Origin of the sequence: Pseudoalteromonas sp. APC 3355 (assembly GCF_030407615.1) — a bacterium.
Taxonomy (GTDB): domain Bacteria; phylum Pseudomonadota; class Gammaproteobacteria; order Enterobacterales; family Alteromonadaceae; genus Pseudoalteromonas; species Pseudoalteromonas distincta.
On the sequence record NZ_JASDDB010000018.1, the window covers coordinates 27,247 to 41,044 of the forward strand.

The 13,798-nt window shown below is 39.9% G+C and carries 13 protein-coding genes; 9 read left to right on the forward strand and 4 right to left on the reverse strand.

The features are described 5' to 3' along the window. Position 1 precedes the first annotated feature (1 nt). From QMA08_RS18370 to QMA08_RS18385, 4 genes are all read left to right on the forward strand, one after another. Positions 2 to 2,308 carry a methyl-accepting chemotaxis protein gene (locus QMA08_RS18370; RefSeq protein WP_290175187.1) on the forward strand — a complete coding sequence of 769 codons (2,307 nt, stop codon included), beginning with the start codon at positions 2 to 4 and terminating at the stop codon, positions 2,306 to 2,308. A gap of 83 nt (positions 2,309 to 2,391) precedes the next feature. Continuing rightward, entirely contained in the window at positions 2,392 to 3,216 is an 825-nt protein-coding gene (locus tag QMA08_RS18375; RefSeq protein WP_033020851.1) for a protein-glutamate O-methyltransferase CheR, read from the forward strand. Further along, the gene (gene cheD / locus QMA08_RS18380; protein WP_039489124.1) at positions 3,206 to 3,823 is read left to right on the forward strand and encodes a chemoreceptor glutamine deamidase CheD; all 618 of its coding nucleotides are present in this window, start codon (positions 3,206 to 3,208) and stop codon (positions 3,821 to 3,823) included. Before QMA08_RS18375 ends, cheD begins: the two co-directional genes overlap by 11 nt. 8 nt (positions 3,824 to 3,831) lie before the next feature. Beyond that, on the forward strand, positions 3,832 to 4,863 hold the full coding sequence (locus QMA08_RS18385; protein WP_182734524.1) for a chemotaxis response regulator protein-glutamate methylesterase: 1,032 nt from the start codon (positions 3,832 to 3,834) through the stop codon (positions 4,861 to 4,863). On the opposite strand, the gene QMA08_RS18390 is transcribed toward QMA08_RS18385, so the two are convergent. Next, on the reverse strand, positions 4,853 to 5,890 hold the full coding sequence (locus QMA08_RS18390; protein ID WP_290175188.1) for a polysaccharide deacetylase family protein: 1,038 nt from the start codon (positions 5,888 to 5,890) through the stop codon (positions 4,853 to 4,855). The two genes, QMA08_RS18385 and QMA08_RS18390, sit on opposite strands and share 11 nt — an antisense overlap. Here QMA08_RS18390 and dinF point away from each other — a divergent pair. After that, the gene (dinF, locus tag QMA08_RS18395) at positions 5,870 to 7,204 is read left to right on the forward strand and encodes an MATE family efflux transporter DinF (protein ID WP_290175189.1); all 1,335 of its coding nucleotides are present in this window, start codon (positions 5,870 to 5,872) and stop codon (positions 7,202 to 7,204) included. The two genes, QMA08_RS18390 and dinF, sit on opposite strands and share 21 nt — an antisense overlap. A 9-nt stretch (positions 7,205 to 7,213) precedes the next feature. On the opposite strand, the gene QMA08_RS18400 is transcribed toward dinF, so the two are convergent. After that, positions 7,214 to 7,483 (reverse strand): hypothetical protein, encoded by a 270-nt coding sequence (locus QMA08_RS18400; protein WP_290175190.1) that lies wholly within the window; start codon positions 7,481 to 7,483, stop codon positions 7,214 to 7,216. A gap of 9 nt (positions 7,484 to 7,492) precedes the next feature. Further along, positions 7,493 to 8,068 carry a Fe-S biogenesis protein NfuA gene (nfuA, locus tag QMA08_RS18405; protein WP_002959571.1) on the reverse strand — a complete coding sequence of 192 codons (576 nt, stop codon included), beginning with the start codon at positions 8,066 to 8,068 and terminating at the stop codon, positions 7,493 to 7,495. Positions 8,069 to 8,214: 146 nt separating this feature from the next. Between nfuA and QMA08_RS18410 the strand changes: the two genes are divergently transcribed. After that, the gene (locus QMA08_RS18410) at positions 8,215 to 10,770 is read left to right on the forward strand and encodes a M14 family zinc carboxypeptidase (RefSeq protein ID WP_290175191.1); all 2,556 of its coding nucleotides are present in this window, start codon (positions 8,215 to 8,217) and stop codon (positions 10,768 to 10,770) included. A gap of 223 nt (positions 10,771 to 10,993) precedes the next feature. On the opposite strand, the gene QMA08_RS18415 is transcribed toward QMA08_RS18410, so the two are convergent. Beyond that, positions 10,994 to 11,671: a ComF family protein gene (locus tag QMA08_RS18415; RefSeq protein WP_002959566.1), complete on the reverse strand. Its 678-nt coding sequence runs from the start codon at positions 11,669 to 11,671 to the stop codon at positions 10,994 to 10,996. 74 nt (positions 11,672 to 11,745) lie between these two features. On the opposite strand from QMA08_RS18415, the gene bioH reads away from it, so the two are divergent. The 3 genes from bioH to QMA08_RS18430 all read left to right on the forward strand — a co-directional run bounded on the left by bioH (position 11,746) and on the right by QMA08_RS18430 (position 13,741). Beyond that, positions 11,746 to 12,483, forward strand: a complete 738-nt coding sequence (gene bioH / locus QMA08_RS18420) for a pimeloyl-ACP methyl ester esterase BioH (RefSeq protein WP_197121603.1) — start codon at positions 11,746 to 11,748, stop codon at positions 12,481 to 12,483. A 90-nt stretch (positions 12,484 to 12,573) separates the two neighbouring features. Then, positions 12,574 to 12,882, forward strand: a complete 309-nt coding sequence (locus QMA08_RS18425; RefSeq protein WP_002959563.1) for a hypothetical protein — start codon at positions 12,574 to 12,576, stop codon at positions 12,880 to 12,882. Between the two features lie 4 nt (positions 12,883 to 12,886). Next, positions 12,887 to 13,741, forward strand: a complete 855-nt coding sequence (locus QMA08_RS18430) for a putative metalloprotease CJM1_0395 family protein (RefSeq protein ID WP_138489779.1) — start codon at positions 12,887 to 12,889, stop codon at positions 13,739 to 13,741. The last annotated feature ends 57 nt before the right edge of the window (positions 13,742 to 13,798 follow it).

A 13,798-nucleotide genomic window follows, 5' to 3' on the forward strand; every position in this document is an offset into this window, starting at 1 on the left:
CATGGGATGGTTTAGTAATCCAAAGCAGTCAAAATCAAGTAATGATTTAATTGTAGACGCATTGAATAAATCATTAGCGGTGATTGAATTTGAACCTAACGGAAAAATAATTACTGCAAATATGAATTTTCTAAACGCGATGGGCTATCGTCTTGAGGAGGTTCAAGGCCAGCATCACTCGATGTTTGTTGACCCAGATGAAGCTCAGGGCAACGATTATAAAAACTTTTGGCAACGCCTGCGTAATGGCGAGTTTATCTCAGATGAGTTTAAGCGTAATGCTAAAGGTGGAACTGAGGTATGGATCCAAGCAACTTATAACCCAATTGTTGATGAGCAAGGGCAAGTATTAAAAGTAGTTAAGTTTGCCACCGACGTGACTGAGCAAAAGTTAATAACAGCAGAAGCTTCAGGGCAAATTAGTGCTATAAGTAAATCTCAAGCGGTTATCGAATTTAATTTAGATGGCACTATTATTGATGCCAATGATAACTTTTTAAATGCGCTTGGCTATCAACTTAGCGAGATTAAAGGCCAGCACCATAGGCTTTTTATTGATCCCGAACATGCAAATAGTATCGAATATAAAGAATTTTGGGCCAAACTAGGTCGCGGTGAATTTGATTCAGGGGAATATTTAAGAATAGGAAAGCAGGGTCAGGAGGTCTGGATTCAAGCATCTTATAATCCAATTTATGATATGAATGGCAAGCCGTTTAAAGTGATTAAATATGCATCTGATATTACTGAACAAAAAGAGCTTGAAAAAGCATCTCGCAAAGCAGCCGATTTAGCAAATGCGCTTAAAGTTTGCCAAGCAAACGTAATGATTGCTGATGAAAACCTTAATATAGTATTTGTGAACGACCGTGTTCAGCAAATGCTAAAAGTCCGCGAAAAAGAATTACAAACCGTATTGCCAAGCTTTTCTGTTGATAATTTAATTGGCACCTGTGTTGATGATTTTCATAAGCACCCTAATCATCAACGTGATTTATTAAAAAACCTAGATAAGCCCTATAAAGCCGAGCTACTGTTAGCAGGTGTCACTTTTACCTTGATTGCTTCACCTTGGATCAGTCAAGACGGAAAGCATTTAGGCACCATTGTTGAGTGGGAAGATAGAACCAATGAAGTTGCGCTTGAAAAAGAAATTGCTGAGCTTATTGGCGCTGCAGGTAATGGCGAATTAGATACAAGAGTTGCGGAAGATGGGAAGGAAGGGTTCTTTTTACGTTTGGCTCAAGGATTAAATAGCTTAGTTAAAATAGTTGATGATGCCGTTGCCGACACTGGCAATATGCTCGATGCGATGGCAAGTGGTGATTTATCAAAACGAGTTGAAAAAGAATATAAAGGCTCATTTGATAAACTCAAACGCGATGCTAATGCAACGGCAGATAAATTAACAGAAGTGATTAATCGCATAAATTCATCGGCAACGTTAGTAGCCAGTGGTGCAGAAGAAATTTCTCAAGGTAATGCTGATTTAAGCCAACGTACAGAAGAGCAAGCCTCGTCACTTGAAGAAACCGCTTCAAGTATGGAGGAAATGACCAGTACCGTTCGTCAAAATGCTGATAACGCAAAAGTAGCAAACGACTTAGCAGAAGAAACCTGTGAAAAAGCAATTCAAGGTGGTGAAGTTGTTAATAAAGCTGTTACGAGCATGTCGGCAATTAATGAGTCGAGCAAAAAAATTGCAGATATTATCGGTGTAATAGACGAAATAGCGTTTCAAACGAATTTATTAGCGCTTAATGCCGCAGTAGAGGCAGCAAGAGCCGGTGAACAAGGGCGAGGCTTTGCGGTTGTTGCAGGTGAGGTTCGTAACTTAGCGCAGCGCTCTGCGGGCGCAGCGAAAGAAATTAAAGAGTTAATACGAGATAGTGTAGGCAAAGTAGCTGATGGCTCTCAATTAGTTAATGAGTCGGGCGCTACACTTAAAGAGATTGTTGTGTCGGTGCAAAGAGTGACGCAAATGATTTCTGATATTACAGAGGCATCTGAAGAACAAAGTGCAGGTATTGAGCAAGTTAACAAAGCTATTTCTCAAATGGATGAAATGACGCAACAAAATGCCGCTCTAGTAGAGCAAGCCTCTGCTGCTGGTGAGTCTATGGCTGAGCAAGCTAATGAGATGCGCCGATTACTTAACTTTTTCTCAGTAGATCAGCAAGAGATGACAATGATGTCATCAACTATGCGAACCCCTGAACTATCTCATAAGCCGCAAAGTCGTTTTGTGAGTAATAAGCCCAGGGGCGATAACTTTGTAGACTCAGCTGATGAGTGGGAAGAGTTTTAATATTTAGCCTTTTTATGCCTCGTCTAATAAATAGTTACAGCGAGGCACTACTTGTTAGCGTTAGGTTTAATTGAGAGCGAACAATGAAAGAGTTTTTGTGTACCGACCGCGACTTTAAGGAAATTGCCAGTTTAGTTTACAGCGCATGTGGAATTGTATTAGGGGATCACAAGCGAGAGATGGTTTATTCACGCTTAGCAAGACGTATTAGGGAGCGTAAATTAACTGATTTTAAAGCTTACTTAGAGTATCTGAATAGTCATAAAGATCAGGAGTTTGATGCCTTTATTAATGCAATAACAACGAACTTAACGTCTTTTTTTCGTGAAATACATCACTTTGAATTTATAAAATCTGAGCTTGTACCTGCTCTTTTAAAGGCAAATAAAAACAGTAAGCGAGTAAGAATCTGGTCTGCAGGTTGCTCCACAGGGGAAGAGCCTTACAGTTTGGCGATGACTTTAAATAACGCATTTCCGAGCAATTGGGATGTAAAAATACTAGCAACCGATTTAGATTCTAATGTATTGGCAAAAGCACAAAAAGGTATTTACACCGCAGCGAATGTTAACGGCTTAGATGACGTGCAACTTAAGCGTTGGTTTTTAAAAAGTAAAGACGGTGAAAATTATAAAGTTAGAGATAAACTAAAAGAGTCTATTTCTTTCAAGCGTTTAAACTTATTGCAAGACTGGCCAATGAAAGGATCATTTGATCTTATTTTATGTCGTAATGTTGTTATTTACTTTGATAAAGAAACAAAAGATCAGCTTTTTAAGCGCTACGCTAATATATTAAATGAACAAGGTTATTTGTTTTTAGGTCACTCAGAAAGTATGGGTAAAGAGCATTCACAATTCAAAAACTTAGGGAAAACTATGTACCAAAAGGGACAAAATGCACGCTGAGTTTAGGCCGGTATTACCTAACTTTGAACATATTAAACGATACTGGGATTCGGGCCGAGGTAGCGTTGTTGCTAAAGTACTTCCGGGTGAGTTTTATGTTTCTAAAAATAATGAACTAATCTCTACAGTTCTGGGTTCGTGTATTGCGGCTTGTGTATACGATGAAGTACTTGGTATTGGCGGGATGAATCACTTTATGTTACCAATTCAAAAGGGAGTAGAACTTAAAAATGCGCATAGTTTAAGTTGTCGCTACGGTAATTGGGCTATGGAGTATCTTATAAACGAAGTTTTAAAAAATGGCGCGTCTCGGTGTAACCTAAAAGTAAAACTTTTTGGTGGGGGGAAAATTATTAGTGCGATGACTGATATAGGGCTGGGTAATATTAGTTTTGCAGCAGCGTATATTAAAGAAGAGGCATTAAATCTAGTTGCCCATGATATGGGGGGGCCGTGGCCGCGAAAAATATTTTTTCACCCGAACACCGGTAAAGTTCACATGAAAAAACTTAAAAACCTACATAATAATACGATTGAAAAACGCGAAGTCCGTTACTTACAAAACCTTAAAAAGCAAGAAGTAGTAACCGATATAGAGCTGTTTTAGGAGTATGCATGATTAAAGTATTAATAATTGACGACTCCCCTTTAATTAGGCGTTTACTCACTGAAATATTACAACAAGCTAAAGACATTACAGTAGTGGGGAGCGCAGAGGACCCCTATGAAGCTCGCGAAATGATAAAAAAACTCAGTCCTGATGTATTAACGCTCGACGTAGAAATGCCAAAAATGGATGGTATTAGTTTTTTAAAAAACTTAATGCGATTAAGACCAATGCCAGTAGTGATGATTTCAACTCTGACGCAAAAAGGCTCTCCTATCACACTAGAAGCACTCGAATTAGGGGCTGTTGATTTTATAGCTAAGCCTACTAATAACGTAAGAGAGCAATTGAGCCAATATGCATCACTTGTCCAACAAAAGGTGCGAATAGCTGCTGGAGCAAGAGTAAGAAGCTATAAAAAAACGGTCGTCACAAATGAGCCTATTAATACCCATTCTCAATTTTTACTTAATAAAGTAATAGCGATAGGTGCTTCAACGGGGGGAACTGAGGCTATAAAAGAAGTGCTTATTAAAATGCCACAAAATTGCCCGCCCATTGTAATTACTCAGCATATTCCTCCTGTGTTTAGCGCTTCATTTGCTGAGCGAATGAATCGTACATGTACGATAAATGTGAAAGAGGCTGAACATGGCGATAAGCTTAGCACTGGCTGGGCTTATATAGCACCGGGTGGGTTTCATTTAAGTATTAAAAAACGAGGTGTTAGCTTGTATTGCCAGCTTGATGATGGCGAGCCGGTGAACAGACATAAACCTGCGGTAGATGTGTTGTTTAACTCATTAGTCGAAACTGGGGCTAAAAACGTAGTTGCAGCCATACTAACAGGAATGGGGAGTGATGGCGCAAAAGGGTTACTTGCACTAAAACAAAACGGTGCACATACCTTGGCTCAAGATGAGTATTCGTCTGTGGTATGGGGTATGCCTAAAGCAGCAGCTGAGCTAAATGCAGCTGACGAGATAGTTGCGCTGGATAAAATAACCCAGCGGCTTTTACATCAGGCTGTTAAGGTTTAGATGCTTCAATTACCCAAGGCTGCGAAAACCAAAAGTAATCACCAGGGCTTGAAATAGAAGGGGCCGTACAATTAAAACGAGAACGCCCTTTATTAAGCACCTTTGGTGAGGTGATTTCGACAGTATTTTTAGTTATCCATTTTAAATCTGCTTGGCCTACGCTTGATACATAACAGGCAAATTGGCTCTTATGAAAATCACCCATCTTAAATTCAATTGTGAGCGTGGGTGGATTTTGCTGTGTAACGCTATCTTGATAAGTTAAATTGGTGATATTAAACGCGCGTGAGTTAAGCTTAGTAATAAGGGCTTCTAGCTTGCTGTAAAAGCCTGATGCAGGAAAACGCGGCAAGCGGCTAAAATTAGAATCTTTATTTACGGCGCCTGAGTGCTGGCCAATACCTACAAAGCCAAGCTCTGTCACGAGTGCTTGCAGCTCGTTATTAAACTCACCATACGGGTATGCTAAGTATTTATAGTTGTGGCCTATTTCTTCTTTTATGCGCTTTTGAGAGTTAAGAATATCTTGCTTAATACGTGATTGCCATTGTGCATCGGTTTCGTTTTCAAGCTTAAGGTGTAAGTAATCATGTTGTCCGCTATGATTGGCTATTAATGCCCCTTTTTTAGATAATTCTTTGAGCTTATCCCACCCCATTACGTAACTCATACCTTCGTCTATTAATTTAGGATTTACAAAGATAGTGTACGGGTAGCCAAACTTTTCTAAAATAGGTGCGGCTTGTTCATAGTTATTGTTATAACCATCATCAAAGGTGATGGCGAGTGTTTTATCAGGTAAAGTTTCACCTTGTTGAAGCGCGCTAATTAACTCATTAAGAGGAATAACGTTAAAGTTGTGCTCTTTTAAATAGCTTAAATGCTCCGTAAATGTATTTGCGCTAACGCTCGTGACAGCGGGTAGGGTTTCACTAACATGATGATACTGTAAAATAACGGCTGCTTGAGCCCGCACAGATATACTAATGAGGATAAATAACACTAAATGAAACAATTTCTTATACATAATAAGGCACACCATAAAAGCTTGCTGTTGTTAGCGGGTCCGATGATACTATCAAATATCACAGTGCCGTTGTTAGGAATTGTTGATACTGCTGTAATTGGGCACTTAGGAAGCGCTCATTACTTAGCTGGAATTGCCCTTGGCTCTGCAGTTATATCTATTTTATTTTGGCTTGCTGGTTTTTTAAGAATGAGCACCACGGGACTCGTGGCACAAGCATACGGAAAAAACGATTTAACCCAACTTGCCGCTTTACTTAAACGAAGCCTATTGCTTGCAAGCGCAGTGGCCGTGCTATTAATTGTGTTATCCCCATTAATAAAGCACGCGATTGCTTACCTCTCCGCAGCTAATGGCGACGTACTTAACCAAGCTTATCAGTATTTTAGCATTCGTATTTTTAGTGCTCCAGCAGCATTATGTAATTTAGTGTTACTGGGTTGGATGCTTGGTGTGCATTATGGTCGAGGTCCATTTTATTTATTACTCGTCACTAATATCGTTAATATAGTGCTCGATATTTATTTTGTTGTTTATTTAGATTGGGCAGTTGCAGGCGCTGCATGGGCGTCACTTATTGCTGACTATACAGCACTAGTATTTGCACTGTTTTTAGTGGCTAAACTAGCTAAAAAACAAGGCATTGAGCTAAATGTACCGAATTGGTTGAGTATTAGCAAAATGGCTGAATTATTGAGTTTGAATAGGGATATATTTATTCGCTCTTTAATACTGCAATTATGCTTTAGTTTTATGACATTTTACGCGGCGCGTATAGGCGAAACCACATTAGCTGCTAATGCTGTTTTACTTAACTTTTTAATGTTGGTGAGCTTTGCTCTTGATGGCGTTGCTTACGCCTCTGAGGCAAAAGTAGGGCAAGCGAAAGGCCAAGGAAGTGTTAAGAATATAGAGCTATGGGTTAAAATAAGCGTATTTTGGGGTATGCTTTTTGGTGTGTTATATAGCCTGTTTTTTGCATTATTTGGCAACACCATAATCAAGCTTTTAACCAATGTGCCAGAGGTTATTCAAGAGGCAACGCATTATTTACCATGGATAGTAGTATTACCAATTTTGGCCATGAGCTGCTTTTTGTTTGATGGTGTTTTTGTAGGGCTTACGCGAGCAAAGAACATGCGTAACAGTATGATACTTTCAGCTGGAGTTGGCTTTTTTGGTGTGTTTTGGGTGTTTATAGACTTGCAAAATAACGGGTTATGGCTGGCTATGAGCTGTTTTATGTTAATGCGCGGGGTTACATTAATAATTAAATATCACCACTTAAAAATAAATAATCAGCTATTAGATTAAATAAATGGTTTATTTCCAGAGATCGGGGTCGTGGTGTCTAGGGCCCATATCTTTTAAAACTTGTGAAAAACGATTGGCAAAAATACCGCAGTAGCCCCAACCGGCAAAAAATAATGCGGGGAGTAAAATTATAACGCCAATTATTTGTAAGCTGTAGTGGGTGTAATACCCAATAGATATGAATATCACGGCTAGCACAAACAGTGCTAAGCCGCGAAAAAAGCGCTTTAAGCTCAGCTTAGGATTGCTCCCTAAGCGATAGATAAGCTGCTTTAGCATTTACAAGGCCTAATAGTAAGAGTGATCGCCCGCTTCGTGTTCTGTTATATCAGCAACACCGGTGATTTCTTCAAACTTAGCTATCATTTCTTTTTCAATGCCTTCTTTTAGTGTTACATCGATCATAGAACAACCGTTACAACCACCACCAAACTGAAGTATAGCTATACCTGCAGCTGTAATCTCAACAAGGCTTACTTGACCACCGTGGTTAGCAAGTTGTGGATTTACTTCGGTTTCTAGCATGTGCTGTACACGTTCGTTTAACGATGCATCGTCACCTATTTTACGCGCCTTTGCATTTGGTGCTTTTAGCGTTAACTGAGTACCCATTTTGTCGGTAACAAAATCGATTTCAGCTTCTTCTAAAAACGGAGCACTTTCTGCATCTACAACGGCATCAAAACCGTTAAAGTTTAGGCGAATATCGCTCGCTTCTACAGCGTCTTCTGGACAATAAGACACACCACATTCCGCTTGTGATGAACCAGGGTTTACAACAAACACACGAATATTGGTTTGTTGTGATTGATCTGCTAATAGTTTAGCAAAATGCGCTTGCGCTGTTTCGGAAATAGAAATCATAAAACCATCTATACTTGACTAAATTACTCGGATACTGCGTATCATACTCCGCTCATCGTGTTGCGGCTAGTGTTGAGCGTAAAAAGTTGGCATCTATTTTAAGCAATGGTAGCGTGCAAACAACGAACATTTTTTGAGTGATTTATATGCGTTTGGTATTAACATTAATGGTGGTGTTGCTTAGCTTTTCAAGTGTAGCTAAGCCACTTTCGTATTATTTTGAACAAGATGTAAAATTTGACCCTTCAATTCCTACTCCTGAGCAAGTACTCGGTTACGAAGTAGGAGAGTGGCACGTGAGACACGATCAGCTCGTACGTTATATGGAAATACTTGCTGATAAAAGCGACCGTATAAATTTTGAAGTGATTGGCCGCACACATGAACAACGCCCCCTTGTCATGCTAACAATTACAGCAGCTGATAAGTTATCAAGCATAGAGCAGACACGCCAAGCTCACTTAGCACGCTTAAGTAACGATGGATCAGATGCTAATTCTACAAAGCAGCCTGCCGTTGTATGGATGGGGTATAGTGTGCATGGTAATGAGTCATCAGGTAGTAACTCATCTTTGCTGGTGGCATATTACTTAGCTGCTGCACAAGGTGCTGAAATAGATGAGTTATTAAACAACACGGTTATTTTACTCGACCCTTCGCTTAATCCTGACGGACTTGCTCGTTTTGCTAACTGGGCCAACAGTAACCGAGGTATGAACTTATCAAGCGACCCTAAAACCCGTGAACATGTTGAAAACTGGCCAAGTAGTCGTACCAATCATTACTGGTTTGATTTAAATCGTGACTGGTTATTACTACAACATCCTGAATCGCGCGCGCGTATTGCTAAATTTCATCAATGGAAACCAAATGTCTTAACCGATTTTCATGAAATGGGACCAAACAGCAGTTACTTTTTTCAGCCAGGTATCCCTAGTCGTAAACACCCAATAACACCGGATGAAAATGTAACGTTAACTAAAGCGATTGCTAACTATCACGCAAAAACGTTAGATGAAAATAACGCACTGTACTTTACCGAAGAAAGCTTTGACGACTTCTATTACGGTAAAGGCTCAACTTATCCCGATGTAAATGGTGGTGTAGGTATTTTATTTGAGCAAGCAAGTTCTCGCGGGCATATCCAAGACACTATAAATGGACCTTTGAGCTTTCCCTTTACTATTAAAAATCAACTATTAACGAGTTTATCTACTTTTAAAGCCGCTGTTGATAACCGCCAAGCATTACTTGATTACCAAGCTAAGTTTTATAATCAAGCTACTGATTTAGCCAGTGATGAAAGCTTTGAAGGTTATGTAATTGAGGGCGCGGATGACAACACTCGTATTAAAGATTTTTTAGGGTTGTTGAAACAGCATCAAATAGATGCTTTTTCGCTTACTAAATCACTCAAGGCAAATGGCAACAACTATACAACCAATAGCTACTTTGTGCCCTTAGCCCAGCCACAGTACCGCCTAATAAAAGCTATTTTTAGCGAGCAAAAAAACTTTGCTGACAACACCTTTTATGACGTATCTGGCTGGACTTTAGCGCATGCGTTTAACTTACCTTTTGCAAAAGTAAAAAGCAGTTGGGGTTTAGAGGTTGCAAGTAAACCGTGGCAAAAAGCGGTAAAACCTTCTTTTGCTTCACTTGAGCAAGGCTATGCGTTTGGCTTTTCGTGGGATGATTACCTAGCACCTAAAATGCTAAACAGCCTGTTAAAGCAAGGTATTAAAGCGCGTGTAGCGCTAAGCCCATTAACAGCCAAATCAAGCTCAAGTGAAGTAAGCTTTGATGCTGGTAGTATTATTGTGCCAGCAGGCTTACAAACGAATAATGATTGGGTTGGAATATTAAATAAAGCACAAAACGAGTTTGGAATTGCAATCAAGCCTATTAACTCAGGTCTTACAAGCAAAGGAGCCGATTTAGGGTCTCGTACAATGGCGGTTGTTAGCGAGCCGAAAGTATTATTGGTAGGTGGTAAAGGCGTAAGCCAGTACGAAGCTGGGGAAGTATGGTATTACCTCGATCGCTTTGTAGGTGTTGCGCCAACAATTGTTGAAATGGAGCGTTTAAACTCTATTGAACTCAGTAATTACAGCCATATAGTACTTGCTCATGGTAACTATAATAGCTTATCTGATGCCGACAAAGTGGCTATAAAAAGCTGGGTAAGAAAAGGCGGCGTTATTTGGGGGCATAAAGGCGGTGCTAAATTTTTAGCTGATCAGCAATTACTCAAAGCAAGCTATCTATCACGCCAAGATGTAGCAAGTGCATTTAAAACAAAAGGTTTAAGCTACGCCGATAAGGACCATTTAGCAGGACGTCAACGCATTGCAGGTGCTATTTTTAATACTAATGTAGATTTAACTCATCCGCTTACATTTTCACTTAAGCGCAATACATTGCCCGTATTCAAAAACAGTACTTGGTTGCTAAAAGCTTCCGATGCGCCATTCGTAAATGTACTTACCTACACTAAAAACCCATTATTGGCTGGTTTTACTGATGCCGTTAATGTTGATCAAGTTGCTGGTGGTGCTGGCTTAATTGCGCACTCATATGGACGAGGTACAGTAATAGGCATGACCGACGACCCTGTATTTAGGGGTTACTGGTATGGGACTAGTCGACTACTAAGCAATGCGTTATTTTTTGGTCATACGTTTCGTGCAAATGGCGAATAATACCAATTCGCTTAATTAAGTGATTTATTTTGAGGATGGAAAAACGTGTTGATAGCTAGGCAAAAAATTCGCTATTTAGTTGTTCTCGGCAATTGCTCCTGCATTGCTCTACCTTCTGCATCCATGCAGTCGTAAATGAGAATTTTTTAACACAGATAGCGACACGTTTAGCCCCGCAAAATGATTAAGTATTATTGCGGATTGGTATAATACTTTTTAATAATTAAATAGGCGTTAAGCAAGTTGTAAAAGCCCACACTTGTTTAGCGCCTGCTTGTTTTAGTGCACTAGTAGCTGCGTTTAATGTTGCCCCTGTCGTCATCACATCATCAACAATAGCGACTGTTTTACCGCCCATATCCTGTGTACAAATAAAGGCATTTTTTAAGTTTCTTATACGCTTTGCTTTGGATAGCTCCGACTGAGCTTGTGTTTTTTTATCGCGAATAAGAACATTACTTAGTGGGGCGTAATTAGCTAAACAGGGTTGCCATACTTGGCTTACCTGATTAAATCCGCGAGTAATAAAGCGGCTTTTATGAAGAGGTAAAATAATAAAGGTATCAGGCAAGTTAGGGCTTTGCTCAAAAAACTGCGTTAACTGTTTTTGTATAATTTGCTGCAATGCCTTTTTATAATGAATTTGATTATTAAATTTTAGCCTTTTAAGCCAATGCTCAAAGGGAGGTTGATAAAAAGCGCATGCAAATAATTTATCAAACTCGCAATTAGGAAACATCTCAATAATATCAGGTCGATGCAATAAACTCGTATGCTTACTAAAATCAAACAATGGTAAATCTTCAAGGCAATAATCACATAGCCCTAAAGAGGTCGTAATCGAGTTTTGACACTGCACGCAATAAGAGGGAAATAACCAATTTAAAACGGCTTGTTTCACAGACTCGCTCCTTGCATTGCAATCGCCTTTCTAAACGTTATGATGAGCCTAAGTTTGGTAAAGGTTAGGCAAATATGCAAAATGAGTTAGTGTTATTACATGGTTGGGGAATGAATCAGGGCGTATGGCAGTTAGTACAGCCAGAACTTGAGTTTTTATATTCAGGAAATGTACGTAGCCTTGACCTACCTGGGTTTGGTAATAGCGATGTATGCCCAAGCCCTTATACTTTGCATGATGCAGCAGAAATTTTAAGTAAGCAATTAAAGCCGAAGAGCATTTTAATGGGGTGGTCGTTAGGTGGTTTATTTGCACTTTATATTGCTAAGCATTGGCCTGAAAAAGTATCTAAGGTTATTTTAATAGCATCGACTCCTTTTTTTGCTGAGGCAGATAACTGGCCTGGAATAAAAGCGAATGTATTGGCGCAGTTTAAAGAGCAGTTAGTTAATCATCGAGAAAAAACAATAGAGCGTTTTTTAGCTATTCAAGCAATGGGTAGTGAGTCGGCGCGAGATGATATAAAGCAGCTTAAACAATTGCTAAATCAGTACAGCGCACCCCAAAGCGATGCCCTGAGTGCTGGTTTAGATATTTTACAAAACGACGATTTACGTGACTTATTTACTCATTGCCCAGTCCCTATTAGAGGAGTATTTGGCCGGCTTGATGCTTTAGTACCTTATAAAGCGATTAGCAAAATGTCAGCACTAAATACTGAGTTTGAATATGAAGTACTAGATAAAGCATCTCATGCACCATTTATTTCTCATAAAAGTGAGTTTTTATCTGTCGTTAAATCAATGCTTTAAAATAGAGCTAAGAATAGCGCTGTTTAAAGCTTTATTTTGAGCAGAACCTGAGCGATAATTAAACAATGTTTATTTGGTGGAGGTTTTAATATGCCAATCGGATCAGTATTTAATAGTGGTATAGAAGGGTTTAACCGAGCTAGCCAAGGTATTGAAAAAGCCAGTGCTGAGATTAACCGTGCCAGTATAGAACAACAAGATGACGCGCAATTAGCGCAGCAACGTCAGCTTACGGCAGCACGCCCTGAAGAAGCGATTACTGCACCAGTAGCACAACCAGCTCGTGTTGATGAAGCGCTTGTTAACTTAAAAGTTGAAGAATTTAATGCCAAGGCAAACACGCAATCAATTCAAACGGCCGATGATGTACTTGGCACGTTAATCGATATTAAAGTTTAGTATTATGAATATTGTCACGCCATTTCCGTCTATCAATATAAACACCGCAAATGTTTATACGGAAACCGCACGGCGTGACAACCAACTACGCGAAGTTATTCCCGCTCCCGCATCTAGTAGCGCAAGTAATACAGAAACCAAAGCGCAAAGTGATGCTGAAAAAGCAAAATTGCCAGGTAGTAGCGATGGTGCGACGTATAACGCAACGGGAAAAATAGCAGACGAAAAGTCAGTTCAGCAGCGCGATGGAAACTCAGAAAATCCTGAGGGCACTGAGCAAGAAAGTGAAGCAATCGAGAAAAAAGAATCTGAGCAAGAAGAGCTGCAATTAGAACAAGAACAACAACAAATTACAGAGCTAAAAGCACGAGATACTGAAGTACGAATACACGAACAAGCACACGCTTCTGTAGGCGGGCAATATGCTGGCTCGCCAAGCTATGAATATCAACGTGGCCCAGATGGTACTAACTACGCAGTTGGCGGAGAAGTACAAATAGATGTATCAGAAATTCCGGGTGACCCGCAAGCGACTATAGACAAAATGCAAACGGTACGCGCTGCCGCATTAGCGCCTGCAGAGCCTTCGGGAGCTGATCGCTCTATTGCTGCAGATGCTACGCAAAAGCTAGCAGCGGCTCAAGCTGAGCTTGCACAACCTGAAAAAGAAGACGACGAAGACGCAAAAAGTAAACTTGAAGCGTCATTCTCTAGCGATGAAAGCAGCGATACAAAAACAGCTAAAAGTGATGAGCAAACACGTGATGCCGATGTTGAGGCACGGGCGGGGCGTATTGCTAATTTTTACCAAATGGCTACATCGCCAGCGAGCCAAAGTAGTTTTTCAGCGTTAAGTTAATAATTTAGCAAAACATAACCACAAAAAAACCGCTTACGCGGTTTTTTTCGTTTTAGC